This window comes from Actinoplanes sp. CA-131856, from assembly GCF_050956135.1.
Classification (GTDB): Bacteria; Actinomycetota; Actinomycetes; order Mycobacteriales; family Micromonosporaceae; genus Actinoplanes.
In genome coordinates this window covers 9,017,202-9,042,973 of sequence record NZ_CP191849.1, presented here as the reverse complement: position 1 = coordinate 9,042,973, position 25,772 = coordinate 9,017,202, and the positions used below count along the sequence as shown (strand labels likewise).

Below are 25,772 nucleotides of genomic sequence, written 5' to 3'. Positions count from 1 at the left end.
ACGCCCATCGCCCCCACCCGCACCCCTATTTAGCCGTGCCGCCCGCCGCTGCCGTCACCTATCCCGCCGACGCGGTAATGATCTCGAGGCGGTGATGCAGCCGGAAGTCTTCGAAGTCCTTGACGTTGAGCGTGGCCAGCGGCAGACGGTGGGTAAGGCAACAAGCCGCCACCCATGCGTCGTTCATCGGCCGCGGCCGGCCTCGCCGCATGGAGGCGGCGGCGAGATAGCCGAACGTGTCGGCCACGTCCTCGTCGCCGGGCAGCATGGGTATGGCCGAGAGCCACGATCCGAGCTTTCGGCGAGTACCCGCACCCCAGTCGCGGACCTCAGCCCATTTGACCAGCTCGGCACGCACGGGTGACGAAAGTGAGCACGGGCTGGGTGTCGATCAGTCTGGTCGCCAGAGCGGGCGGCAAGCGCTTCTTGATGATCAGTGATGCCACGTCGGTGTCGAGGACGACTGGGCGCATCAGCGGTCAGGCCATGTCGCGGTGACGCTCGGCCTGGGTGAAGTGCAGGAAGTCGTCGAATTCCTCGTCGGACTCGAAGATGTCGGCGGCCATCGCGTCGAGGTCAGCCAGGGAACGGACAGGCTTGGCCTGCTTGGCCCGGATCAGCTCGTCGACCGAAATGCTGGTGCGCCGCGCAGGAACTCCCGCGTTGCCGGCACTGCTGTTCACGATCCACCTCCGCTCCTGCCGAAGTCCAGGCTACCCGGAAGCCGCAGCCGGTGGCGGCCTGCGGTGTGCCGGGGCTTCCTCAGGCCGACTGGACGACGGTGAAGGGAGGGCGGACGCCCTCGGTCAGCTCGGCGGCTGCCTCCAAGGCCATCACCGCGCGCTCGTGGCTGGTCAGGGAGTAGCGCAGCAGCTGGCCCATCCGGTAGCTCGTGGTGAAGCCCATCAGATAAGGGCCGACCTGGAACACCTTCGAGTCGGAGCGGACCGCCACGTGCCAGCCGTCGCTGCCCGCCGAATCGCCGCCGATGGTGACCGTGGTGCCGTCGGTGATGCCGACGATGCACGTCATGGAGGATCAGCGGGGCCTTCGAGGCCCGCTTTCTCGTCGCGGTCGGCCCACTCCAGCAGGGTCTCCAAGGAGAAGTGTTCGTCGTCGATGGTGGCGTGCAGGTCGCCGAGCTGGGCGAAGCGGGCCGGCACGGTCTGGATCGTGAAGTCGTCCGGTTCCACGTCGGCGATCTCGTCCCACGTGATCGGGGTGGAGACGGTGCCCCGCTGGTTGCCCCGGACCGAGTACGCGCTGGCGATCGTGTGGTCGCGGGCGTTCTGGTTGTAGTCGACGAACAGGGCGGCCGGGTCCCTGTCCTTGCGCCACCATGTCGTCGTCACGTCCTCCGGAGCCCGGCGCTCCACCTCACGCGCGAAGGCCAGCGCGGCCCGGCGCACGTCGCCGAAACCCCAGTCGGGGCGGATGCGGACGTACACGTGCAGGCCGCGGCCGCCCGACGTCTTGGGGTAGCCGGTGATGCCCAGGTCGTCCAGGACCGTGCGGGCCACGCCGGCGACGCGGCGGACCCGGTCGAACGGGCAGTCGGGCATCGGGTCGAGGTCGATGCGCCACTCGTCGGGCTGCTCGGTGTCGGCCCGGCGCGAGTTCCACGGGTGGAACTCGACAGTGGACATCTGCACGGCCCAGATCACGTCGGCCAGCTTTGTCACGCACAGCTCGTCGGCGTGCCGGTTGTAGCGCGGGAACTTCACCCGGACCGTCTCCAACCAGGGCGGGGCGCCGTTCGGCACCCGCTTCTGGTGGACCTTCTCGCCGGCCAGGCCGTCCGGGAAGCGGTGCAGCATGCACGGCCGCTCGCGCAGCGCCCGCACGATGCCGTCGCCGACCGACAGGTAGTAGTCGACCAGGTCGCGCTTGGTCAGCCCTAACGAAGGGAAGTAGACGCGGTCGGGGTTGGAGACGCGCACCTCGAGGTCGCCCACCTCGACCTGGATCGCCGGGGACGCCATGTCAGCCGAGCCAGGCGGGGTCGAGGTCGGCCAGCAGCGTGTCGCGCGCGTCGAGCAGGTCGAGCATCGGCCCGATCTTCGGCAGCTCGTGCGTGATGAAGTAGCGGGCCGCGAGCCGCTTCCCGTCGTAGAACGCGCCCGTTTTGTCCCCAGCGGCCTCAAGCTGTGACAACCAGATCCAGGCGACCACCAGATGGCCGACGGCGTCGAGATAAGCCGTGGCGTTGGCCAGTGCGACGGTGGGGTCGCCGCCCTCCCATAAAGTCCGAGTGGAAAAAGCGACCCGATCACACGCCGCGAGCACAGGCGCCCCAAGCGGGCCGGTGCAAGATGCCCGAATTGTCCCCAGGAGCAAGTCGAGCCCGGCCCCACCCTTCATCACGGCCTTACGGCCGAGCAGGTCGAGAGCCTGGATCCCGTCGGTGCCCTCGTGGATCGAGTTGAGCCGGTTGTCCCGATAGAACTGCTCCACCGGATATTCGCGCGTGTAGCCGTACCCGCCGTGGATCTGAATGGCGTGGTCGTTCGCCACCCGGCACCACTGCGACGGCCACGCCTTCACGATCGGCGTCAGCACGTCCAGGAGCAGGTCGTTCTCCGGCGACGGCTCGTCCAGCAGCTTCGCCGCGTAGAGGATCAACCCCAGACCCCCTTCGACGTACGCCTTGGAGGCGAGCAGCATGCGCCGCACGTCGGGATGGTCGACGATCGGCACGGGCGGCGCCGCCGGGTCCTTGGCCGCCACCGGGCGCCCCTGGAGGCGCTCGCGCGCGTAGTCGAGCGCGTGCAGATATCCGGTGTATCCGAGGGCCACCGCGCCCGCCCCGACGCCGATCCGGGCCTCGTTCATCATGTGGAACATGTAGGCCAGGCCCTTGCCCTCCTCGCCGACCAGATATCCGGTCGCGTCGTCGAAGGAGAGCACCGCGTTGGTCGTACCCCGCCAGCCCATCTTGTGGTTGAGCCCGGACAGCGCGACGCCGTTGCGCTCGCCGACCGTGCCGTCGGAGGCCACGTGGTGCTTGGGCACGATGAACAGCGACAGGCTCTTCACGCCGGGCGGCGCGCCCGCGACCCGGGCCAGCACGAGGTGGACGATCGTCTCGCTCAGCTCGTGGTCACCGCCCGAGATCCACATCTTGCTGCCGCTGATCTTGTACGACCCGTCGCCGTCGGCCACCGCGCGGGTGAGCACGTCGCTGAGCGACGAGCCGGCCTGCGGCTCGGACAGGCACATCGTCCCGGTGAACCGGCCCTCGACCATCGGCCGCACGAACCGCGTGATCTGCGAGGGGCTGCCGTAGGTGGTCAGCAGGTGGGCGTTGGCCATGGTCAGCAGCGGGTACGACGACGTGGCGATGTTCGCCGCCTGGAACCACAGGAAGCAGGCGCGGGCCACCACACCCGGCAGTTGGAGCCCGCCCAGCTCGGCGTCCATCGTGCCGGAGATCAGGCCGGTCTCGTTGAAGACCTTCAGCGCGGCTCCGACCTCCGGGTGCACCTGGACCCGTACACCGTCGAAGGTCGGCTCTTCCAGGTCGTTGCGGCGGTTGTGCGGGGCGAAGTCGCGCTCGGCGATCTGGGCCGACACGTCGAGGAAGGCGTCGAACGTCTCGCGGGAATGCTCGGCGAAGCGGTCCCGTTTGGTGAGCGCCTCGACGTCGAGCCACTCGTACAGGAGGAAGTCGAGATCACGACGCGAGAGGATCCTGGACACCACCGGCACCACCTTCGATCGGGAAGTTGCACCCAGTGTGCCGGTTTTCAGTCCTCCGCGCGGTGCCGGCCGCCGGTGCTTCTGCGATCACGGCCGGATTTCTTCACCGCGTACATGGCGTGGTCGGCCGCGCGCAGGGCCTCGTCGGGGTCGCCCGCGCTGGGTGCGAGATGCACGCCGACGCTCGCGCCGATCCGTACGTCAATGCCGTCGATCTTGAATGGCTCCTCGATCGCGGACCGGATCCGGTCGCACGCGGCGCCGGTGTCGGCGTCGCCCACGACGCCCGGCATGAGCACCACGAACTCGTCGCCGCCGACCCGGGCCAGCACGTCGCCCTCGCGCACGCAGCCGGTCAGCCGCCGCGCGACCTGCCGCAGCAGCTCGTCGCCGGCCTCGTGCCCGTGCGCGTCGTTGACCGGCTTGAAGCCGTCCAGGTCGACGAAGAGCACCCCCACCGGCTGGTCGCGCAGCGAGGCGCCGAGCGCGTCCTGCATGCGCCGCCGGTTGGGCAGGCCGGTCAGCGCGTCGTGCTGCGCCTCGTGCGCCAGCCGCTCCTGGAAGGCGCGGTTCTCCGAGATGTCCCGGGCGTTGATCACGATGCCGTGCAGGGCCGGGTTGTGCATCTGGTTGGAGGCGGTGAACTCGAACCAGCGGTACTCGCCCTTGGCCGAGCTCGACCGGCACTGCAGGCGCAGCACGGCGTCGCGGCGGCTCAGCAGCAGGGCGAACTGCTCGCGCATGTAGTCGCGGTCGTCGGGGTGGACGATGTCGAAGACGCTGCTGCCGACCAGCTGGCCCTGCTCGAAGCCGAGGATGGCCTTGGCGCTCGGGCTCGAATATTCGATGTTGCCGTGCACGTCGAGCACCGACACCAGGTCGGGCGCGTGCTGGAACAGGGCCTGGAAGCGCTGGTCGGCCTGGCGGCGCTGCTTGATGGTGCGATAGCCGAGGGCGGCGATGGCCAGCACGCCGATCATCAGCATGGCCAGCAGGGTCAGGTTCAGCGTCTGGCTCTTGGAGTGCACCGCGCCGTCGAACGACGCCTGGCTCTGCGTCCGCACGTAGGCCCAGCCGCCGGGCAGGCCGCCGACCACGATGGCGATCATCTTGGTGCCGGAGACGTCGGTGTACTCGACGAACTCGGTGTCCGCGTCCTCGGCGAGCGCGTTGCGGATCGCCGGGTCGAGCTTGTGGCCGAGGTCGGTGGGGTCGCTGGTGGCCGCGATCGTGCCGGTGCTGTCGACGATCGTGGTGAGGTGGGCCTTGCTGCCGAGCGAGACCGTGTACTGCTGCAACGGGGTCTTGGCGACGTCGTTCAGGCCGACCAGGAGCGCCACGGCGCTGCCGCCGACCATCACCGGGACGGCGACGGCCTCCAGATAGGTGGCGTCGACCGACATGATCGACGAGACGCCGTACATCTCCCCGCCGGTCAGCATGGTCATCAGGGGCTTCCAGCCGGCGTCGGTCACGGCCGGCAGGCCCGAGTCGCGCGAGCTGGTCAGCACGTTGCCCTTGAGATCGATCAGCAGCGTGCCGTAGGCGAAGTAGGTGCTCTTGGCCGCCAGCTGCCGCAGGGCCGCCCGGTCGGCGGCGCTGTTCTTCCCGAGATGCAGCGAGTTCTCGGTCAGGAAGTTACCGAGCTCGGCCGCCGACAGCTTCTGCATGGCGCCGACGAGAGTCTTGTTGTTCACGCCGAGCGCGCGTGAGTCCGCCCGGTGGACCTGGTCGGCCGCGCGCAGCGCCGACCGGTTGACCAGGATGCCGATAGTGCCCGCGCCGGCCAGCAGGACGACGCTGATCACGACCGCGATCCAGGTGCGCAATCGCATGAATGTTGACCCTCCTCAGCGCTAGCCATCGGCAGCGCCGGGCGCCACTGAAAGCAAATGCCGGCCCGGTTTGTCGAAGTTCCCGCGTCGAGCACGAAGGGACGGGAGCGGGCGAGTCCGCAGGTACCGCCGCCGAAATCGATCTACCAGCGGTAAAGGTGCTTGCGGTACGGCACCAATGGGGAAGATCCTGCGTTTGAGGCGGATTGGGGGCGATCCATGCGCAGGCTCGTGCTCGCGCCGCCCCGACCATGGATTCCCACCCAGCGCGGCCGTGTCATCGCCGCCGCCCCGCCCCGCCGCCGGGTCGTCAGCTGCGGGCTCAGCGTCACCGGCTTCGGTCTGTGCGCCGTCTTCTACTGCCTCTCCTACACGCCGTCGCTGCTCCCGCGCACGTGGTCGCTGCAGGGGGTGGTGGCCGGACTGACCGCCGCCATCGGCTACGCGCTGGGCACGTCGATCGGCGCGCTCGTGCGGTGGCGCTGGTGGCCGTCGAGGCGGGCCGAGCGGATCGCCTGGCGGGTGCTGTTCCTGCTCGTACCACCCCTGATCCTGTTGTTCCTCTGGCTCGGCACCCGATGGCAGCGTGAGCTCCGCCTGCGCCTGGGCATGCCACCCCAGCAGGAGTACGACCTGATGCGCACCGTCGGGATCAGCCTGCTCACCTTCGGGCTGCTCCTGCTGCTCGCCCGCTGCCTGCGGCTGGCCGCGCACGGTCTGGCCCGGCTGTTCGGGCGGCTCGTGCCGGAGTCGGCCGCCTACTGCGCCGGCTTCGTGGTGGTGACCCTGCTCAGCTACACCGCGTTCGACGGGCTGCTGGTCAGCAACCTCTACACCACCGCCGACCGCTCGGCCGCGGTCACCGACAGCGGCACCGGCCGCGGTGTCGAACGGCAGATGTCGCCGCTGCGCTCGGGCAGCCCGGCCTCGCTGGTGTCGTGGGAGTCGCTGGGACGGCAGGGCCGCAACTTCGTGGCCAAGGCGCCCAGCCACGATCAGCTCGAGGCGTTCGCGAGGCGCCCGGTCGAGGAGCCGATCAGGTTGTACGCCGGTTTGTCGTCGGCCGGCTCGGTGAGCGAGCGCGCCGGCCTGATCGTCCGGGAGATGGACCGCACCGGCGCCTTCGGCCGCAAGGTGATCGCGGTCTTCACGCCGACCGGGACGGGCTGGGTCGACAACGACGTGCCGAGCTCACTGGAATACATGTACGCGGGCGACACGGCCCTCGTCTCGATGCAGTACTCGTACCTGCCGAGCGTGATCTCGTTCGTGGCCGACCGCTCGAAGGTGGTGGAGGCGTCGGCGGCGCTGATCACCGCGGTGCGGACCCGCTGGCAGGCGATGCCCGAGGCCAGTCGGCCCAAGCTGCTGATCTTCGGGGAGAGCCTGGGGACGTACGGGACGGAAAAGACCTTCGGCAGCGCCGAGGCGATGGTCGCCGGGGCCGACGGGATCCTGCTGGAGGGCCCGACCTTCGCCAACCCGATCCACCGATCGCTGACGGCCGGGCGCTCACCGGGAACGCCGGTGTGGGATCCGTCGTACGCTCACTTGCCGGTCGAGTTCTCGTCGCGGGCCGAGGAGCTGCGTGACCTGAACGGTCCCCAGCCCAAGGTCGTCTACATGCAGAACTCGTCCGACCCGGTCGTCTGGTGGAGCCCGAGCCTGTTCTGGCAGAAGCCGCAGTGGCTGAGCGGGACGCGCGGGCCGGACGTCACGCCGGCGATGCAGTGGTACCCGGTGGTGACCTTCTGGCAGACCACGGTCGACGCCATCTTCGCCAACAAGGTGCCGACCGGGCACGGACACGTGTACAAGTCCGGCGCGGTCGACGGGTGGGCGGCGCTGGCCCCGCCGCCGGGCTGGACCGTGGGGGACACCGTGCGGCTGCGGGCGCTGTTCGACTCCGACTAGCGCTTCAGCCAGGGTTGCAGCGCGCGGGTGACCCGCGGCAGCACCAGATAGGTCATGATCGGGGTCAGGACGAGGGTGCTGATCAGCGTCCTCAGCACCGGGTGAAGATCCACGATCAGATGATTGAGGGTGTACGCCGCCAGGAGGCTCACCGGGAAGAAACCGAGCCAGATGGTCACCGCCTGCTTCCACCGCGGTGGAGCCTTTGGGACATTTTCCACATTTCGCTGTCCGGGCCGCTCTCCGGGCCGCTCTCCGGGCCGCTCTCCGGGCCGCTCTTCGGGCCGCTCTTCGGGCCGCTCTTCTGGCGGGTCGAACCATCCCTCGATGCCGGTGCGGCGTTCGACGCGGGTGTGCTCGACGAAGCCCTCGGCCGACGACAGCCACCAGCGCCGCTGCGGCGACTCCTCCCAGTTGCGCAAGGCGTCGGCGTCGGCGAAGCGGTAGAGCATGTGCCACTCGCTGGACGCCTGGTCGGGCCGCACCCAGCCGGTGCCGAGGAAGCCCGGGAAGTCCTCGGCCAGCGTGGTCCCGGCGTTCACCCAGGCGATCATCTCGGCCGTACGCGAGGGATCGGCGCGGCGCGTGATCGCGACGGTGACAGTCTCCATGTCCCACATTGTGGTATGCCCAGGTTGCGAACGAGGTGCGCTCCCGGTTTCCGTGCCGTGGCACACACGGTAAGTTCCGCGCCATGACCTTGAAGCGAAAGTTGTCGATGGTCCTGGCGGCCTCGGCGATGCTGGCCGTCGTGCCCGCCTCCGCCGCCTCCGCGGGCCCCGCGGGTTCCGCGCCCGCCTGGCGACTCACCGACACCGGCTCGACCGCCCAGTTCCGCGGCCTCGCTCCCGTCAGCTCCCGCGTCGCCTGGGTCGCCGGCTCGGCCGGCACGGTCCTGCGCACGACCGACGGCGGCCGCCACTGGGCCGACGTCAGCCCCGCCGGCGCCTCCGACCTGCTGTTCCGCGACATCGAGGCGTTCGACGCACGCACCGCGGTCGCCCTCTCGATCGGCGAGGGCGAGGCCTCGAGGGTGTACGCCACCACGGACGGCGGCCGCTCCTGGCGCGAGTCGTTCCGCAACGACGACCCGGCCGCCTTCTACGACTGCATGACGTTCCTGGACCGCAGGCACGGCCTGGCCCTGTCCGACCCGGTGGGCGGCAAGTTCCGCATCCTGGCCACGGCCGACGGCGGCCGCACGTGGAAGGTCCGCCCGACCACCGGCATGCCACCGGCCCTGACCGGCGAGTTCGCCTTCGCCGCAAGCGGCACGTGCTTGGTCTCGGCGGCCGGAAAGGCCATGTTCGCCACCGGTGGCGGCGCCACGGCCCGGGTCTTCACGTCCCGTGACGGCGGCCGCTCCTGGTCGGTCACCGACACACCGGTCCCGAGCGGCCCGACAGCGGGCATCTACAGCCTGGCCGTACGCCCGTCGGGCGAGGCCATCGCGGTGGGCGGCGACTACAACACCCCGACGGCGGCTCCCGACGGCGCGGCCTACCGGCACGGCCGTACCTGGAAGATCGCCCGCAAGGTCCCGGGCGAGTACCGCTCGGGCTCAGCGTGGGCATCACGGAGCGTGGCGCTGGCGGTAGGCCCCACCGGCAGCGACATCTCGCGAGACGCCGGTCGCACATGGACCCGCTTCGACACAGGAAACTTCGACGCCGTCGAATGCACGGCCGACGGTTCATGCTGGGCATCGGGCCCGACAGGCCGAGTGGCCAAACTGACCCGCTGACCCCACACGCGAGGCCGGGCGTTTTGATGTGGCCCGGCCTCGCGCGAACACAGCTGGCCTCAGAGTCGCGCTGGGCGCCGCTCGCGGGACCGGCCCGTGGCGAGCGCCGGCAGAGCCCGTTCATGGAGCCCATCCGCATCGCTCACGGAGCCCACCCGCAATGCCCGCTCCCGGAGTCGGCCCGTCGTGCCTGCTCACGGGGTCGGTCCGCGCTGTCCGTTCGCGGAGTCGGCACGTGCTGCCGGCATGCGCTGCCCGCGTGCTGAGTCGGCCCGCTGAGTCGGTCCCGCAGAGCCCGCCCGCAGAGCCCGCCCGCAGAGCCCGCCCGCAGAGCCGACCCGCAGAGCCCGCCCGCAGAGCCGACCCGCAGAGCCCGCCCGCAGAGCCCACCCACAGAGCCCACCCACAGAGCCCACCCACCCGGGGGAGCCGCCCGAGAAGGATTCTCCCAAAGCGGCCAAGATCGTGTAGGTGGGCTGTGGACAACCCCGGCGATGTGGAAAACCGCAGCTGATCGCCGGCATGTGCTAGCCGAGCGCTGTGGAGACGGAAAGTGCTAGGCGAGCGCTGTGGAGACAGAATGTGCTGTTCGAGCGCTGGAGACGGAAGGTGCTGTTCGAGCGCTGGAGACCGAAAGTGCTGTTCGAGCGCTGTGGAGACGGAAAGTGCTAGTCGAGCGCTATGTAAAGGCGCCGACCCGTAGGCCGGTAGCCCACCCGCTCGTACACGCGCCAAGAATCCTCACCCGATGCTTCCAGCCAAGCGATCTCGGCGCCGGCCGTGAAGAGGCGTCTGGTGATCTCGGCGGTCATCGCGCCGGCGATGCCCCGGCGGCGGTGGTGTTTGGGCACGGCTATGCCCGCCACCTCGCTGACGCCGTCGTTCGGTGGGACCGCCACGCCGCCTCCCGCGCATGTGCCGTCCGCGGCCACCACCATGACGGCTATGCCGCCTCTCGACTGGAGGCCGCCGATCCGGGCTATGTCGGCCTCGGTGGAGATCGGGTCGCCGCCGAAGGCCGCGTTCTGGGCGGCGATCATCGCACCCCGGTCGGCGTCGGTGATCGGCTCTCGCAACGTGTAGCCGCCGGGCGCCGGTAGGTGCTGGATCGACTCGGGGGTGCAGACCAGATATTCGTGGCGCTCCTCGACGGTGAAGCCGGCGTCGAGCAGCAACCGCTCCAGGCCGGGCGCCGTGGACACCACGTATTCGAGGCGGGGCTTTCGGGCGTACGACCGGAAAGCCGCCACAAGCGCAGTGACCTCAGCCCCGGAGATTGTGGCGCCGGGGAGCGGGGTCGCGTAGTTGATGCCGGGACTGTCGGTGGACGGGTCTACGCCGATCACGAACGGGCCGACCCGGACCGGTGTGGGCCGGGAGGAGAGGTTGGCGACGACGGACTGCTGGATGCGTACATCCAAGGTCATTTTAAATGCCTCTGCGGAAGAGAAAAGGGAATGAAGACAGGGTGAGATGGCCGCCGATCAGGCAGCTTGCCTCAGGCGGCCGTCGGGCCATCCGAGATCACAGGCTTCATTCCCTCGTGCAGAGTGCCCGCGCCGATCGCGCGGGAAGCCTCAGCAGGATGCCAGCCGCAGAGGGGAGCGGTCAACGATATTTGTCGCCGTGCCGGTGGGCGACCCGCCAGGTTCCGTCCTCGCGGCGGAAGATCGTGGTGGCGCGCAGGGCGTACGTGACCGGGGTGTCGTTCGCCGTCGCGGTGATCCGTTCGATGTCGACCAGATAGGCCAGGTCGCCGTTGACGCCGGCCGCGATCACCTCGTACTCCAGGGACTCGCAGGCCGAGAAGCGCGAGGCCAGCCACGCGAAGGTGGGGCCCAGCTCGGCCCAGCCGGTGCGGTTGACCTCGGCCCCGAACAGGGTCACCGGATCGTCGTGCGACCACAGCGCGCTCCGCGGCCCGGGATCACCGTTGTGCAGCGCGATCTCGGCCGCCCGCAGCCGGGGCAGCATCTCGGCGAGGAAGTCGTCGACGTCGCTCACGCCGCCATTCTCGCTTCCACAGTGGAAGTAGCGGAATCGCCTGCGAGTATGAAGCGGCGGGCCGGCCTGCTCGACTACCCGGCGTCACCTGGAGGGCCGGCGCCAGTGGTGGAGCGGCCCATGGCTGCCGGCCCACCTGGGCGAGGCCCGGAGGCCGGAAAACGCGTAACCGATAGGTTACACTTCTGGGCGTGGACGAGGTGGCCGCGGCGATCGCCGACCCGGTGCGGCGGGAGATCCTGCTCATGCTGCGCGACGAGCGGTTGTCGGCCGGTCAGATCGCCGGCCGTTTCGCGATCAGCCGGCCCGCCGTGAGCCGCCACCTGCGGGTTCTTCGCGAGGCCGGCCTGGTCGCCGACCGCGCCGACGGCCGTCACCGGGTGTACGAGCTGGTCACCGCACCCCTCGCCGAGCTGACCGGCTGGATCGAGGGCCTGACCCACCCGCCCGTTTGGGAGCACCACCTCGACGCGCTGGAGACCGAGGTCTACCGCACCCGCCGCGAGCGCCGCACGACCACCACCGCCGATCGATCACAGGAGAAGAGCGCATGAGCCCGACACCGACCGGCCGCCTTTTCGGCAAAGACCTCGTGCTTGTTCGTACGTTCCACGCGCCCCTCGACGACGTCTGGGCCAGCCTCACCGATCCCGTCCGTACGGCCCGGTGGTTCGGCCCGTGGAAGGGTGACGCCGCACCGGGCGCCGCGATCCAGGTCCAGATGATCCAGGAGGAGGGTCAGCCCTGGATGGACATGACGATCGACGCCTGCGAGCCTCCGCGCCGCCTGGCCCTGTCGTCCGTCGACGATCATGGCACCTGGCTCCTGGACCTGGCGCTCACCGAGACCGGCGGCGTGACCGAGCTCCGTTTCACCCAGCACCTGACCGATACCGACGGCGTCGGCGAGGTCGGCCCCGGCTGGGAGTTCTACCTGGACGCGCTGGTCGCCTCGCGTGACGGTCAGCCCATGCCCGACTTCAACGACTACTACCCGTCGATGAAGGAACACTTCGAAGCGCAGCGTTAGCCGGGCATCCGGGGACGGCCGTACTGCTTGATGTCGTACGCCCATTGCCGCACCAGCGCGTCGGCCTCCTTCCGCGTCGTGACGAGGCGATACCCCTCCGACCTGCCGACCTGATAGGCCACCACCGGCCATCGGTCGGTGGCCGTCCGATACGGCAGGACCACCGCTGTCTTCAGCAGCGTCCAGAGGAACGCCCCCAGCAGGGCGACGGCGAGCACCGCGGCGATGCCCAGCATCAGAAGCGACCCGAGGTGCCCACCGTCCTCCAGCCCGGAGAAGTCCGGCACGGACCAGCCTTCCCCGAACGGCGTCCAGGCCAGCCGCTGCCGCCCGACCCGCCACTTGACCCACTCGCCCGACCCGGCCCGGCTCACCACGATCACTCCGTCATGGTGATCCGCTTCCGCAAGGACCGGACCGTTTGCCGGTTCACGTCTGGCCCCGGCGTGGCTAGCCTCCGCCTGTGGCTCGTACGAGAGTGTCCTATGCGGAAGCCGTCCGTCTGCTGCTCGGCGCCCCCGACGCCGCCACCGTCGCCGGGCGGCGGGCGGCCGGCGGCCTGCTCCTGGCGGTGGCGCCGCTGGCGCCGGAGGTGGTGCTGTCGCTCTTCGACGCCAAGGGCGAGGCGAACAACCTGCTGCGCGACCTGGTCGGCCGGGCGCCGGCCCGCATTCGCGGCGCGCGCGGAAAGCGCCATTACGAACTGCTGGAGGCGGCACACGGAATTGTCGTGCTCTCCTCGTTCTTCGACGCCGTGGCCGAGGTGCACGGTCCGCGCTTCACGGCGCTGGAACTGACCGACGACGAGAAACGCCACCTCGCGACGACCGGGCTGGGGCGGGAGCTCCGCAATCCCGTCGCGCCGATGCCCGGGGCGACGCGCGGCTTCGCCGAGAACGTGGGTCTCGTCGAGGGCGCGATGCGGCTGATGGCCGGACGGTTCGGCGACTTCGTCGGCAAACTGGCCGAGGGCCGGAACATGCCGGGCCTCGACGCGACCGAGATCGACCGGGCCGTGGCGATCTACTGCGAACGCTACGTGGCCCTCGCGGCCGACGTTCCCGAGTTCGCCATCTGGAGCCAGCTCGACGAGCACGCGGCCACCCGCGCCGAGATCAGGGAGCAGAACGAGACCCTGGCGCGCCTGGAGGCCACCCTGGCCCGCCTCGTCGACGCGCCGACCCCGGCCACCGAGGCCGAACAGCGCCTGGCCAACCACGCGGCACAGGTTCTCCGGGAGCCGGTCTGGCAAGCGGAGAGCTCGGACATCACCTTCCCGGCGATGGAGCAGGCCTTCATCACACCGCGGTTCCGCCTGGCGCGCGCGGACAAGGACTCCCGCCTGGCCGACGACGAGTGGTGGTCGGGGCAGGGAGAGCACGAGGACCTGGCCGCCTTCCTCGCGGCCTATCTGACCGATCCGATGAGCACCGAGCGGCCGCTGGTCATCCTCGGCCTCCCCGGCGCCGGCAAGTCGCTGCTCACCAAGATCTTGGCCGCGCGCCTGCCGGCGGAGGTGTTCACCACGTTCCGCGTGCCGTTGCGCGCGGTCGACCCGGACGCCGACATCTACAAACAGGTCGAGACCACGGTCGAGCGCCTGATCCACGAGCGGCTGGAATGGGCGGCCCTGTGCCGCGCCTCGGACACCACGAAGGTCGTGCTGCTCGACGGTTTCGACGAGCTCATCCAGGCCACGGGCGTGACGCAGTCGAACTTCCTCGATCGCGCCGCCCGCTTCCAGCAGGCGGAGTGGGTGAACGAACGATCCGTCGCCGTCGTCGTCACCTCGCGTACCCTGGTCATGGACCGCACGGCGGTTCCGGAGGGCACGCTGGTCCTCAAGCTGGAGCCGTTCGACGATCACCAGATCGAGCAGTGGATCGACACCTGGAACGCCGCCAACGCCCATGCTCCGTCCGCGCGCGAGTTGACGACGGCCGAGCTCGAGCGCCACAAGGACCTGGCCGAGCAGCCTCTGCTGCTGCTGATGCTCGCCATCTACGCCGCGTCGGGCGGAATGCGGCTCGACGCCGAAGAGCTCTCCACGGAGGGCTTGTACGGGCGGTTGCTCGACCTCTTCATCCGCCGCCAGATCCGCGACAAGGCGAAGAAGGATCTGGACGAGGAAACTCTGACCGCCGGGGAGGCGGAGAGCCGCCGTGACCTGGCGACGGTGGCCTACGCGATGTTCAACCGCGGCCATCAGTGGGTCAGCGAGAGTGATGTGGACGCTGATCTGCTGGCTCTGGAGGAGGGCGGCGCACCGGCCGTGCCGGTGTCCAGCAGGTCGGTGACCCGGGCGCAGCGCACGATCACCGGGTTCTTCTTCGTGCACACCGCTCACACCGGCGAAGAGGCCCACGCTCCGGAACGCCGCACCTACGAGTTCATGCATGCCACCTTCGGCGAATATCTGATCGCCGAACAGACGGCGAAGCTGCTGCGTGACCTCGCGGAGGACTGGCGGCGATCACGGAGCCGGGCCTACGGCACCCGGCTCGACGATCGGATCCTTCGGGCGCTGCTGTCCCATCAGCCGTTGAGCAGCCGCGAGCAGATCCTGCCCTTCCTGGACAGCCTGCTGGGGCGTATGGAGACAGCGGAGCGCGGAGATCTGCGGCACGCGCTTCTGGACCTCTACCGGGAGGCCCGGCGAAGCGTCCCGGACGACCCGTACCGCCCTACCCCGTTCGACGCCGTCGGCCGCCTCGCGGCCTACACCGCCAACCTGGTCCTGCTGGCGACTCTGAGTTCTCCGCCGAAAGGGCTGCCGGTCACCGCACTGTCCGGCCGCCCGGGCACGCCGGACTTCGCCTCGACGGTCGGGCTCTGGCGGAGTGGCCTGGAGTACGACGCGGCGACGAGCCTGTTCGATACCCTGTTCCGGTCCGGGGACGATCTTCGGATTTCGTTCGGCGCGCAGGTGTCGGTCTCGCTGCCGATCGCGGAGGCGCGGTTGATCGGCGACCGCGCGCACGAGGCGATGCTGTGGACCGGCGAGAAGCTGACGCCCCGGGCCCGCCTCACCGGCATGACGGATTTCCAGGTGGAGCTGCACGGAGCCGTGGTCCAGCTCATGAGGTCCCGCTGGTCGACGCCCCTGCTGGAGCGGGTGATGCCCTACGACGAACAGGACTATTTCGACCTGGCCGAACTGGCCGAGAGCGATGACGAGTCCGCCGCGGCCGACACCGTCGCCCTGCTCGCGCTTCTGCTGATCGACGAGGATCGCCGACTGCCGACCGAGCTGGTCGACCGGCTCGTCACGTCGATGATCTCGCCGGATCTGATCCCCGACGTCCAGCCGCTGCTCTCGATGCTGGCTTTCGGCCGGCCGGAGTTGTTCGGCCGGCATCCCGCTTTCGTCAAGGGCGTCCTGGAGACGGACTCACCCGCGTTCCTCTACGAACTGGCGACCTCGCCGAGGAACAGCGGACGTCCCGACGTTGCCGAGTTGGCCGCCCGACTGGCCGACCGCCTCACGAGCCCGGACTCGCGGATCACGATCACCGTTGACGTGCTGCCGTCCATGGTGCGGACCCTGGCCTTCGCTCCCCACCGGCTGGCCGCCGTCATCAAGTCGCTCAATTCCTACGGCACCACCTCCTGGGAGCAGGTGCGCCCGTCGGATCTGCTCGCCGCGCTGGATCTCATCGAGGACGAGCGTGCCGACCTCACCGAACCGTTGAGCAACTACCTGGCCGTCCGCGCGGGCGACGAGGACGTGGTCGCGATGGAGGAGATCGGAAAGCGGGTCGACCGGCGCGCGGGCGATCGGTAAGCATGGAAGCCATGAAGGTCTTTCGCGACGCGTACGGAATCCCCCATCTTCGGGCCGCCTCGGTGAATGAGCTGGCGTTTCTGCAAGGGCGGGTGGCCGTCGTCGATCGAGGGCAGCAGCTTGAAGTGGAACGGCGGCGGGCCGAAGGGCTGCTCGCTCAGCTGGTCGGGGTGGAGGGGCTGGGCTGGGACCGGTTCGCGCGGAAGGCCCGGATCGCGGATACGGCGCGGAAGGCGTACGACAAGCTCGATGACAGGACGAAGGACTGGCTGACCGCGTACGGGGACGGCGTTCGGAGCCAGGGGCTCGCCTGGGAGGACTGGACGCCGCTCGGCGTGTTTCTCGCGCGGCACATTCTGTTCGCCAGCTTCACCGCGAAGATGTTCAACGCCCACGTCGCCCGGACGCTTGGTGAGGACAAGGTCTCGTGGTTCGACGCTGAGGGGCCGGGGGAGACCGGCAGCAACGCCTGGGCCCGGGGTGGGGAGATCGCCGGCGATCCTCATCGGGCCATCGAGCTGCCCGGTGGCTATCAGCAGGTGCGGTTGAGCTGTCCCGATTTCGACGTCTTCGGGCTGACCTTTCCGGGTGTGCCCGGTGTTCAGCATTTCGGGCAGGCCGAGACCGTGGCCTGGGCGGTCACCAACGCGCAGGCCGATTATCAGGATCTCTACATCGAGGAGATCGACGGGGACCGGGCTCGCGGGCCCGAGGGCTGGGAGCCCGTCGCGCGTCATGTCGAGAGCATTCCGGTCAAGGGCGGCGACGACGTCGAGGTCGAGGTTGTCGAGACGGCGCGAGGTCCGATCATCGATCAAGACCTTTCCCTTCGTACGCCGACACGGGCCGACCTGGAGCTCGGGTTCGGCAGCCTTCTGCCGTTGCTGCACGCGCGCACGGTCGATGACGTGGCCGACGCCCTCCAAACTTGGGTCGAGCCGGTCAACAGCATCCTCACGGCCGACACCAGCGGGCGGATCCTTCAGCTCACCGTCGGGCGCGTGCCCCGGCGCGACGACCGGAACCGGCATCTGCCCGTGAAGGCCTGGGAGTCGGCGTACTCCTGGAAGCCCGGCTATGTGCCGATGACCCGCCTGGAGAAGACGAGCGCGGTCAACGCGAACGACCGCCGGCCCGACACGGAGGCCTATGGCGTCTCGTTCGCGTCGAAGAAGCGGGCCGAGCGGATCCGCGAGCTGCTCGACGCCGGCACACCGCACGAGCGGATCCACATGGACACGAGCATGCCGGCCGACAGCGTCGAGGCCGGCCGGCGGGCGGCGTTCAGGGACCGGGTGGCGCGGCGGCTCTTCGACCATCCGGCGCTGGCCGGGCTGGGCGAGCCGACCGGGTTCGACCCGATCTTCGACGTGGATCCGCGGGCCAAGGTCGGCCTCATGCAGGACAGCCTGCTGGCCGCGCTCGAGACGAAGCCGGAGGACCTGGTCGACCCGGCGACGATCACCTCCGGCCGGTGGGGCGAACGGCACCTGCTCAACCCCGTACAACTGCCGGGCCTCGACTTTGACTTTCCGCGCGTGGAGTTGTCGGGGGAGCGCGACACCGTCCTGTGCACGTCGAGCGCGCCCGGCGTCACCGATCTCTGCCGCAAAGGGCCCGTGGCCCGGTATATCTGGAACGTCGAAGACCGTGAGCGGAGTCGCTGGGTCGTCCCGTTCGGCGCCTCCGGCGACCCGGACAGCCCGCACTTCCGTGACCAACTGCCGCTCTGGACCCGTGGCGAGCTGATCCCGCTGGTCGTGGACTGGGCCGAGCTGATCGAGGAGTGACATCATGAGGTTCCGCGCCGAACTGCAGCGCACCGGCGGCACGACCACCGGGTTCGAGGTGCCCGACGAGATCGTCACCGGGCTCGGTGGAGGGGGCCGGCCCAAGGTCGTGGCCACCTTCCACGGCTTCACCATGCGCTCGACCATCGCCAAGATGGGCGGCAGCTACTGGCTCGGGGTGAGCGCCGAGCGCCGCGCCGCGGCCGGGGTCGAGGGCGGCGAGGTCTTCGACGTCGACGTGGAGCTCGACACCGCGCCGCGTGAGATCGAGGTGCCCGACGACCTCCGGGAGGCGCTCGACGCCGACCCGGCGGCCCGTGATTTCTGGCCGACCCTGTCGTTCAGCAACCAGCGCTGGCACGTCGACCAGCTCACCTCGGCCAAGACGGCCGACACCCGGGCCCGGCGGCTGGCGAAATCCGTCGGGCTGCTGCGGGAGGGCAAGGCGCGTTAGAGCGGCCGGTACGCCACCTCGGGGTCGAGCAGGCGTACCCAGGCGGGCCGCCACGCCTGCCCGCGGGCGGCCATCTCCTCCTGGAGGTTCGTGCGCCACGGGCCGGAGACGCCGTCGTCGGCCCACCACTGGGGCCACGAGTCGTAGCGGCGCTCCACCAGCACGTCGGTGGCCGTGGTCTGCACGCGCAGGAACAGCCAGCGGCCGTAGCGGGGGTCGGCCTCGGCGCGGCGCAGACGCCGTACGAGATCACCCAGCTCCTGAAAGGACGCGAAGCGTGCCTCGCCGGGGCGCTCCAGCGGCGGGTGCTTGCCCGGCTGCGCGCTGAGGCTGGTCGCGTCCGCGTAGACCAGGGCCGTGCACCGGCCGTCGCCGTGCGGTGAACGGTCGCGCATCCACGCCGCCAGCGCCTCGAGCTCGTCGGTGGCCGGCGGCTCGGGGCGGGCCAGCTCGGCCGCGTCCTGCATGGCCGACCACACCAGGCGGTCGTGCTCGCCCTGGCTGAGCTTGCGGACCCGGCGCATGGGCGGCCGCACGCCGGGCGCGATGCGCGGCGGCCGGTTGCCGGCGGTGATCCCGCCGCGGTCGGCGCAGGCCAGCGCGGCCCGCAGGTCGAGCGCGGGCTCGGTCAGGCGGCCGAGCAGCCGCTCGAAGGCCGGGCCGGTGACCTGACCGCGCACGGCCGCCGACAGCAGGTCCTCACCGGCGGCCCGCACGTCGTCGCGCTCGGCCGGGCTGCGCAGCTCGTGCTGACCCCACTCGGCGACGATCTCGGCCAGCTCGGTCAGCGTGTTCTCGGTGCTCAGCACGGCGCCGACCGTCTGCACGAGCCCGTCGCTCACCCCGTCGCGATAGCGGGTGCGCGACCAGCGGCCCTCGGCGTGCCACACCACGAAGCCGAGCGAGTCGGTCTCGGCCAGGGCGGCCAGGTCGTCCCAGGGCAGCCAGTCGGGGGCGCCGGTGAGCAGGTCGATCGGCGGATCGGCCTCGGCCGTGCCGCTGTGATCGCGGTCGTAGCCGAACAGCACCGCGCGGGCGCCGTCGAGCAACGCGAGCCGCGCCCAGCTGCCACCGTGGTCGTCGTGGTGGGCCCCACGGTCGTCGACGAACCAGACGTCGTCGTACCCGATGCCGGTCAGGCCGGCGGCCAGGGTCGCCCATCGGGTCCAGAGCAATCCGGGCGCGGGCAGGTCCACGTCGGTCAGCATCCGTCCACTGTGCCAAACGCCGCCGAAGCGATGTCACCCCCCTTGCCCCATGCGAAAGGTTCCGGACCGGACGGTCTGCGCTATGAAGATCACTGAGCGTGCATCGACCTTCTACCATGCCTGGGGTCATTCCCGTCAGAAGGGTCGTTCCGTATGCCTCTGAAGACGCACCGACTACTCACCGCCACCCTCGCCGGCGTCATGGCCGCGAGCGCCATCGCGGCTCCCGCGCTGGCCGGTGGACACAAGACCGGCGTGGACGCCGTGCCCACGCCCAAGCTCGGCTGGTACAAGTGCTACGACTACGCCGAGTGCGCCACGGTCCAGCTGCCGCTCGACTACGACAACCCGCGCGGCGCCACCACCGAGATCGCCGTGCTGCGGGTCAAGGCCAAGAACCAGTCCGCCAAGATCGGCAGCCTGTTCGTCAACCCGGGCGGACCGGGCGGCTCGGCCACCCAGTTCGCGCTCGCCGCGCCGTACTGGCTCACCGATCCGCTGCTCCAGCGCTTCGACGTCGTCGGCGTCGATCCGCGGGGCATCGGCGCCAGTGAGAACGTGCGCTGCTTCAAGTCCGTGAAGGAGCAGACCGCGGTCCTCGATCTGATGAACGTGCCGTTCCCGGTCACCGGCGCCGAGGAGAAGGCGTACGTCCAGGGGTCGAAGTTGCTCGGCAAGGCCTGCTCGACCACCGGACGGCCGCTGACCGGGGCCGCCTCGACGGCCGAGGTCGCCCGCGACATGGACGTCATCCGCCGCGCGGTCGGCGACAAGAAGCTGAACTACCTGGGCTTCAGCTACGGCAGCGCGCTCGGGCAGTACTACGCCAACATGTTCCCGGACCGGTTCCGGGCGCTGGTCGTCGACGGCGTGCTCGACCCGGTCGCCTGGGTCGGCAACACCCGGCAGGTCATCGATGATCGGCTGCACTCCAGCGACGGCGCCTACAAGGCGCTGATCGAGATCCTGAAGCGCTGCGACAAGGCGGGGGAGGCCAAGTGCGTCTTCGCCGAGGGTGATCCGGTCCGGCATTTCCGGCAGATCGCCGAACACCTGAAGAAGGAACCGCTCGCCCTGCCCGACGGTGAGGGCGGCACCATCCAGGTGACGTACGCGGTCTTCGTCAGCGCCATCCTCGGCTCGCTCTACCAGTTCGACGCGGGCGAGCAGGTCACCGCGATCGCCGACCAGGTGGGTGACGCGATCGAGGGTGGTTCCACCGCCGCCCTGGTCCAGCGGGTCAAGGACGCTCGGGCGACGCGGCAGTACGACTTCCCGTACGACAACAGCGCGGAGGCCGGCACCACGGTGATCTGCACCGACGGCCGGTTCCCGGCGAACGCGGCCGACTGGCCGCGCTACGCCGACCGGCGTGAGGCCGCGGCGCCGTACTTCGGCCGTTCGTGGGGCTGGATCGACAGCCCGTGCGCCCACAAGACCTGGACCGTGCGGGACGAGGACGCGTACACCGGTCCCTTCACCCGCCGGACGGCGGCGCCGGTGCTGGTCGTCGGCAACTTCTGGGACCCGGCCACGAACTATCGGGGCGCGGTCTCGTCGAGCCGGCTGCTGCCGAACTCGGTGCTGCTGTCCAGCAACAACTGGGGCCACACCGCGTACGGCTCGGGTGTCTGCGCCACCACGGCGATCGACAACTATCTGCTGACCGGCACGCCGCCGGCCCGCGGAACGGTGTGCACCGACGCGCCGCAGCCGTTCGTCAATCCCGTGGCCACCATGGCCGCGGCCGCCGGAAAGCAACGGCCGCCGATCGCGGCGCCGTTGCCGGACTCGATCCTGATTCCGGCCAAGCTCTGATTTTCACTACGTGATGGGGCGGCTCTCGGGCCGCCCCATTGCTAATGCCAGCCGCTTCCGTCGCGGGTGTCCGCGACCTTGCCGGCGATCGACGCGACGAGGATGACCAGGAAGAAGAGCGCCAAGAAGAGTTCCATGCATTGAGCATCTTCGTGTTCCCGGGCCGCCGACAGTGGCAGATATGCCATGCATCTTCAAAATCCTGCCAAGCGGCCGTATGCTGCGTCACATGCTGCGCAACGTGGCCGTGATCGCCCTTCCCGACGTCGCCCCGTTCGAGCTCGGCGTCCTCTGTGAACTGTTCGGCTACGACCGCTCGGCCGAGGGCCTGCCCAGCTACGACTTCGCCGTCTGCTCGATCGACGGCGGCCCGGTGCCCAGCCGTTCCGGCTTCGACGTCGCGGTCAAACACGATCTTTCCCGTACGGAGTCGGCCGACCTGGTCGTGGTCGCACCCTTCGACAATCCGTACTTCGCGCCGCCCGCCTCGGTCAGTGCCGCCCTCCGCGCCGCCCACGAGCGCGGCGCGTGGGTGATGAGCGTGTGCACGAGCGCGTTCGCCCTCGGGGCGGCCGGCCTGCTCGACGGTCGCCGCTGCACCACCCACTGGCTGCACACGGCCCGGCTGGCCCGGCAATATCCGTCCGCGATCGTCGACCCGGACGTGCTCTACGTGCAGGACGGGCGCATCCTCACCAGCGCCGGCACGGCCGCCAGCATCGACGCCGGCCTCCACCTGATCCGCCAGGAGCACGGCAGCGCGGTCGCCACCATGCTGGCCCGGCGCATGGTCGTGCCCCCGCACCGCGAGGGCGGCCAGGCGCAGTACATCGAGACCCCGCTCAAGCCGGTCGAGTGCGCGACCATGCAGCCCGTGCTCACCGCGGTGATGGAGACGCTCGACCAGCCGCACACGGTCGACACCATGGCCGTGATGGCGCACATGGCCCCGCGGACCTTCGCCCGCAAGTTCCGGGAGGAGACCGGCGCCACCCCGCACGACTGGCTCACCGGCCAGCGCCTGCTGCTTGCCCGCCGCCTGCTCGAAGACTCCGACCTCGGCGTCGACGTGATCGCCGACCGGGCCGGCTTCGGCAGCGCGGCCACCCTGCGCCACCACTTCGCGCAGCGGCTCAGCACGACCCCGCAGGCATACCGGGGAACGTTCCGGTCGTCACAGCCGGTGTGAGCGCTTGCCGGCGCGGGCAAACGCTCAGGTCATGGCGAAGACTCCCGGCCCCACCCTGTTCGTGCTCTTCGGAGCCACCGGTGACCTGGCTCGGCGGATGGTGCTGCCGGCCTTCTACACGCTCGCGATCGAGGGCCTGCTGCCCGACGACTGGATCCTGGTCGGCAACGGGCGCGGCGACGTCTCCCACGAGAACTTCCGCCAGCACGTCCACGACGCGCTGACCGAGTTCGGCCCGGCACCGGCCAAGGGCCCGTGGAAGGAGTTCGCGTCCCGGCTGCGCTTCGCCGGCGGTGGCTTCAACACGGAGGATCCGGGCAGCCTGCTCGACGTCATTTCCGAGGGTCGTTCGGCGTTGGGGCCCTCCGCGCAGATCGTCCATTATCTGGCGATTCCCCCGGTGGCCTTCCCGGACATCACGGAGGCGCTCGGGAAGCACGGACTCGCCGATGGTGCGCGTGTGGTCTACGAGAAGCCGTACGGGACCTCGCCCTCGTCTTTCCGCTCCTTGAACCGGCTCGTGCACCGGGTGCTGAAGGAGGAGCAGGTCTACCGGATCGACCACTTCCTGGGCAAGGAGGCGACACAGAACCTGCACGTGGCCCGCTTCGCCAACGAGGCGTTCGCCGCGATGTGGAGCCGAGAGCACATCGAGAGCGTGCAGATCGACGTGCCGGAGACGCTGGGGGTGGAGGACCGCGCGGCGTTCTACGACGCGACCGGGGCCGTGCTGGACATGCTGGTCACGCACCTGTTCCAGGTGGCGGCCGAGGTGGCGATGGAGCCGCCGGCCAGCCTGGAGGCGGCCGATCTGCAGGCGGCGCGCGAGAAGGTGATCCGGGCGTTCCGCCCGATCGACCCGGCCGAGGTGGTGCTGGGCCAGTACACGGGCTACAAGTCGATCAAGGGCATCAAGCGGGGCTCGAAGACGGACACGTACGTCGCGGCGAAGCTGTGGATCGACAATCCGCGCTGGCGTGGGGTGCCGTTCCTGCTGCGCACGGGCAAGAGGCTGGCCGAGAGCAGGCAGGTGGTGAGCCTGGTGCTGAAGAGGCCGGAGGGGCCGTTCAGTGGTTTGCCGCCCCAGTCGAACGTGCTGACCTTCGACCTGGCGGGCGACGGGGCGATCGACCTGTCGCTGCTGGCCAAGAGGCCCGGGGTGGCGCTGGGGATCGAGCCGGGAAGCGTGCGGCTGCCCTTGGCCGAACTGCCCGACGCGGAGCCGCTGCCGCCGTACGTCCGCCTGATCCACGACGTGCTGACGGGGGACCGTTCCCTGTTCACGAGGCCGGACGGGCTGAGCGCGACGTGGAAGGCGATCGGGCCGTTGCTGGAGTCGCCGCTGGCGCCGGCCGCCTATGCGCAGGGATCGTGGGGGCCGGCCAAGGCGCGGAAGCTGGCCTCCTGGCTGCTCGGTTCCTGAGGTTGCCGGAAATGTCTTCAGGTCAAACTTGTCAGTCTGAACTGAAGACATTAGGGTGGGAGCCGTGACAGACATCCCCGAGTCGGCCGCCCACGCCGCGACCGAGGTGCGGGTGGTTTTCAGCCGGCTGCGGCGGCGGCTTCGTGAGGTCGCCAAGCTCGACGAGCTCACGCCGTCGCAGACCTCCGTGCTGAGCCGGCTCCAGGGCGGCCCGGCCTCGTCGTCGGCGCTGGCCGCGGCCGAGCAGGTGCGCCCCCAGTCGATGGCGGCCACCATCGCGGCGATCGAGCAGGCCGGCCTCATCACCCGAACGCCCGATCCGGCCGACGGGCGCAAGCAACTGATCTCCCTGAGCGCGCTCGGCCGTGAGCGCATCAGCGTCTCCCGCCAAGCGCGCGAGGAGTGGATGGCCCGCGCCCTGGCCGACGACTTCACCGAGGACGAACGCCAGACGATCATCGCGGCGCTCGCGCTGCTCGATCGTCTGGCCGATCGATGACCGTCGCCACTGCCGGCAAGGCCGAGACCGCTTTCGATCGGCGCCTGATCGTGCCGATGGTGCTCGGCTCGGTGCTCAACCCGATCAACTCCTCGATGATCGCGGTGGCTCTCGTGCCGATCGGGCTCGCCCTCGGCGCCCTTCCCTCCGAGACGGCCTGGCTCGTCTCGGCCCTTTACCTGGCCACCGCCACCGGCCAGCCGGTCGTCGGAAAGCTCGTCGACCGATACGGCCCGCGCCATCTTTATCTCGCCGGCAGCGCCCTGGTCGGAACAGCCGGCGTACTCGGCCTTCTCGCCCCGAATCTGGGCGTGCTCATCGTTTCGCGCGTCCTTCTCGGGCTCGGCACCTGCGCCGGATATCCGGCCGCCATGTTTCTGATCAGGAGCGAGTCACGCCGTACGGGAAAGGACAGCCCCGGCGGCGTCCTCACCGCGCTCGCCGTCTCGGCTCAGACCATCATCGTGATCGGGCCGACCTTCGGCGGTCTGCTCATCGGCCTGGGCGGATGGCGTTCGATCTTCGCGGTCAACATTCCGCTGGCACTCGCCTGCATCGTCTTCGGCCTGCTCCGCCTGCCGCGTTTCACCGGTGCCGCGCCGGCCACCCGGCTCGATTTCCTGGGCATCGGGCTTTTCGCCGGCACCTTGACGGCGCTGATGCTCTATCTGATGGACCCGGCCCTGAACGACCTCTGGCTGCTGGCCGTCATGGCCCTCTGCGCGGGCGGTTTCGCCTGGCGTGAGCTGCGCGCCACCGACCCTTTCCTCGATCTGCGCGTCTTCGGTGGCAACGGCCCGTTGATGGCGACTTATGTGCGTGCTCTGCTCGCTCAAACAGCTTCATACGCCATTTTGTACGGCTTCACGCAGTGGCTCGAGGCGGGACGAGGGCTCAGCGCCTCACACGCCGGTCTGGTCCTGCTGCCCATGTCCCTGTTCGCCATCGTCATCTCGAGTGTCACGGGGCGCCGGAAGGCGTACCGGCAGAAATTGATCGTCGGCGGTCTGGGGCAGCTCGTGGTGAGCGTCCTGATGCTCACCCTCAACGCGGGCAGCCCGCTCTGGCTGCCGGTGCTGCTGACGCTGATCTGCGGGCTTCCGCAGGGACTGAACAACCTCGCCAATCAGAACGCGCTCTACTACCAGGCCGACCCGTCACGCATCGGCGCCGCGTCGGGCCTGCTGCGCACGTTCAGTTATCTCGGCGCGATGGTCTCGTCGGCCGCCACCGGCATCTCCTTCAAGCACGGGGCCGACACGGCCGGCCTGCACGGCCTGGCGATCTTCCTGACCGTCGTGGCCGTCCTGATGCTGATCCTCGTCCTGGCCGACCGCTCCTTGTCGCGCGCCGGCTCCGGTTCCCCCTCCTGAAAGGCACC

The 25,772-nt window shown here is 69.9% G+C and carries 23 protein-coding genes; 12 read left to right on the top strand and 11 right to left on the bottom strand.

What is annotated here, in order from left to right:
* Window positions 1–58: 58 nt before the first annotated feature.
* From ACQP2X_RS41330 to ACQP2X_RS41305, 6 genes are all read right to left on the bottom strand, one after another.
* Window positions 59–358 (bottom strand): PIN domain-containing protein, encoded by a 300-nt coding sequence (locus tag ACQP2X_RS41330; RefSeq protein WP_498691267.1) that lies wholly within the window; start codon window positions 356–358, stop codon window positions 59–61.
* Window positions 359–479: 121 nt separating this feature from the next.
* A complete protein-coding gene (locus ACQP2X_RS41325) occupies window positions 480–683 on the bottom strand; it encodes a hypothetical protein (RefSeq protein WP_498691265.1) in 204 nt (67 codons plus the stop codon).
* Between the two features lie 79 nt (window positions 684–762).
* Window positions 763–1,032 (bottom strand): hypothetical protein, encoded by a 270-nt coding sequence (locus ACQP2X_RS41320; RefSeq protein WP_498691263.1) that lies wholly within the window; start codon window positions 1,030–1,032, stop codon window positions 763–765.
* Window positions 1,029–1,982, bottom strand: coding sequence for a non-homologous end-joining DNA ligase (gene ligD / locus ACQP2X_RS41315; protein ID WP_498691262.1), 954 nt, complete (start codon window positions 1,980–1,982; stop codon window positions 1,029–1,031). Before ligD ends, ACQP2X_RS41320 begins: the two co-directional genes overlap by 4 nt.
* Before the next feature lies 1 nt (window position 1,983).
* Window positions 1,984–3,699: an acyl-CoA dehydrogenase gene (locus ACQP2X_RS41310; RefSeq protein ID WP_498701175.1), complete on the bottom strand. Its 1,716-nt coding sequence runs from the start codon at window positions 3,697–3,699 to the stop codon at window positions 1,984–1,986.
* A 47-nt stretch (window positions 3,700–3,746) separates the two neighbouring features.
* Window positions 3,747–5,534: a diguanylate cyclase domain-containing protein gene (locus ACQP2X_RS41305; protein WP_498691258.1), complete on the bottom strand. Its 1,788-nt coding sequence runs from the start codon at window positions 5,532–5,534 to the stop codon at window positions 3,747–3,749.
* Window positions 5,535–5,753: 219 nt separating this feature from the next.
* On the opposite strand from ACQP2X_RS41305, the gene ACQP2X_RS41300 reads away from it, so the two are divergent.
* A complete protein-coding gene (locus tag ACQP2X_RS41300) occupies window positions 5,754–7,448 on the top strand; it encodes an alpha/beta hydrolase (protein ID WP_498691257.1) in 1,695 nt (564 codons plus the stop codon).
* Here ACQP2X_RS41300 and ACQP2X_RS41295 read toward each other — a convergent pair.
* Entirely contained in the window at window positions 7,445–8,059 is a 615-nt protein-coding gene (locus ACQP2X_RS41295) for an antibiotic biosynthesis monooxygenase (protein ID WP_498691256.1), read from the bottom strand. The genes ACQP2X_RS41300 and ACQP2X_RS41295 overlap by 4 nt on opposite strands.
* An 83-nt stretch (window positions 8,060–8,142) precedes the next feature.
* Between ACQP2X_RS41295 and ACQP2X_RS41290 the strand changes: the two genes are divergently transcribed.
* Entirely contained in the window at window positions 8,143–9,192 is a 1,050-nt protein-coding gene (locus ACQP2X_RS41290; protein ID WP_498691254.1) for an oxidoreductase, read from the top strand.
* A 668-nt stretch (window positions 9,193–9,860) separates the two neighbouring features.
* Here the strand turns inward: ACQP2X_RS41290 and ACQP2X_RS41285 are convergent.
* Together ACQP2X_RS41285 and ACQP2X_RS41280 are read right to left on the bottom strand one after the other, a co-directional pair.
* Entirely contained in the window at window positions 9,861–10,619 is a 759-nt protein-coding gene (locus tag ACQP2X_RS41285) for a GNAT family N-acetyltransferase (RefSeq protein WP_498691252.1), read from the bottom strand.
* 181 nt (window positions 10,620–10,800) lie between these two features.
* On the bottom strand, window positions 10,801–11,196 hold the full coding sequence (locus tag ACQP2X_RS41280) for a YybH family protein (protein ID WP_498691248.1): 396 nt from the start codon (window positions 11,194–11,196) through the stop codon (window positions 10,801–10,803).
* 191 nt (window positions 11,197–11,387) lie between these two features.
* Here ACQP2X_RS41280 and ACQP2X_RS41275 point away from each other — a divergent pair, with 191 nt between their 5' ends.
* Both ACQP2X_RS41275 and ACQP2X_RS41270 read left to right on the top strand, forming a co-directional pair.
* On the top strand, window positions 11,388–11,750 hold the full coding sequence (locus ACQP2X_RS41275) for a metalloregulator ArsR/SmtB family transcription factor (RefSeq protein WP_498691246.1): 363 nt from the start codon (window positions 11,388–11,390) through the stop codon (window positions 11,748–11,750).
* Window positions 11,747–12,226 carry an SRPBCC family protein gene (locus ACQP2X_RS41270; RefSeq protein ID WP_498691243.1) on the top strand — a complete coding sequence of 160 codons (480 nt, stop codon included), beginning with the start codon at window positions 11,747–11,749 and terminating at the stop codon, window positions 12,224–12,226. Before ACQP2X_RS41275 ends, ACQP2X_RS41270 begins: the two co-directional genes overlap by 4 nt.
* Here the strand turns inward: ACQP2X_RS41270 and ACQP2X_RS41265 are convergent.
* Window positions 12,223–12,609 carry a hypothetical protein gene (locus ACQP2X_RS41265; protein ID WP_498691240.1) on the bottom strand — a complete coding sequence of 129 codons (387 nt, stop codon included), beginning with the start codon at window positions 12,607–12,609 and terminating at the stop codon, window positions 12,223–12,225. The two genes, ACQP2X_RS41270 and ACQP2X_RS41265, sit on opposite strands and share 4 nt — an antisense overlap.
* An 80-nt stretch (window positions 12,610–12,689) precedes the next feature.
* Here ACQP2X_RS41265 and ACQP2X_RS41260 point away from each other — a divergent pair, with 80 nt between their 5' ends.
* Genes ACQP2X_RS41260 through ACQP2X_RS41250 form a run of 3 tightly spaced genes read left to right on the top strand, consistent with a single transcriptional unit; the run spans window position 12,690 to window position 18,254 of the window.
* Window positions 12,690–16,010: an NACHT domain-containing protein gene (locus ACQP2X_RS41260; protein ID WP_498691238.1), complete on the top strand. Its 3,321-nt coding sequence runs from the start codon at window positions 12,690–12,692 to the stop codon at window positions 16,008–16,010.
* Between the two features lie 11 nt (window positions 16,011–16,021).
* Complete coding sequence (locus ACQP2X_RS41255; RefSeq protein WP_498691234.1) at window positions 16,022–17,800, top strand: penicillin acylase family protein; 1,779 nt, start codon at window positions 16,022–16,024, stop codon at window positions 17,798–17,800.
* A 4-nt stretch (window positions 17,801–17,804) separates the two neighbouring features.
* Complete coding sequence (locus ACQP2X_RS41250) at window positions 17,805–18,254, top strand: YdeI/OmpD-associated family protein (RefSeq protein ID WP_498691232.1); 450 nt, start codon at window positions 17,805–17,807, stop codon at window positions 18,252–18,254.
* Here ACQP2X_RS41250 and ACQP2X_RS41245 read toward each other — a convergent pair.
* The gene (locus ACQP2X_RS41245) at window positions 18,251–19,462 is read right to left on the bottom strand and encodes a hypothetical protein (RefSeq protein WP_498691231.1); all 1,212 of its coding nucleotides are present in this window, start codon (window positions 19,460–19,462) and stop codon (window positions 18,251–18,253) included. The two genes, ACQP2X_RS41250 and ACQP2X_RS41245, sit on opposite strands and share 4 nt — an antisense overlap.
* Window positions 19,463–19,615: 153 nt before the next feature.
* Here ACQP2X_RS41245 and ACQP2X_RS41240 point away from each other — a divergent pair, with 153 nt between their 5' ends.
* From ACQP2X_RS41240 to ACQP2X_RS41220, 5 genes are all read left to right on the top strand, one after another.
* Complete coding sequence (locus ACQP2X_RS41240) at window positions 19,616–21,280, top strand: alpha/beta hydrolase (protein ID WP_498691230.1); 1,665 nt, start codon at window positions 19,616–19,618, stop codon at window positions 21,278–21,280.
* 229 nt (window positions 21,281–21,509) lie between these two features.
* The gene (locus ACQP2X_RS41235) at window positions 21,510–22,469 is read left to right on the top strand and encodes a GlxA family transcriptional regulator (RefSeq protein ID WP_498691228.1); all 960 of its coding nucleotides are present in this window, start codon (window positions 21,510–21,512) and stop codon (window positions 22,467–22,469) included.
* A gap of 31 nt (window positions 22,470–22,500) precedes the next feature.
* Window positions 22,501–23,892, top strand: coding sequence for a glucose-6-phosphate dehydrogenase (locus tag ACQP2X_RS41230; RefSeq protein ID WP_498691226.1), 1,392 nt, complete (start codon window positions 22,501–22,503; stop codon window positions 23,890–23,892).
* A 64-nt stretch (window positions 23,893–23,956) separates the two neighbouring features.
* Window positions 23,957–24,391: a MarR family winged helix-turn-helix transcriptional regulator gene (locus tag ACQP2X_RS41225; RefSeq protein WP_498691223.1), complete on the top strand. Its 435-nt coding sequence runs from the start codon at window positions 23,957–23,959 to the stop codon at window positions 24,389–24,391.
* Window positions 24,388–25,764, top strand: coding sequence for an MFS transporter (locus ACQP2X_RS41220; protein ID WP_498691221.1), 1,377 nt, complete (start codon window positions 24,388–24,390; stop codon window positions 25,762–25,764). The genes ACQP2X_RS41225 and ACQP2X_RS41220 overlap by 4 nt, the downstream gene beginning before the upstream one ends.
* The last annotated feature ends 8 nt before the right edge of the window (window positions 25,765–25,772 follow it).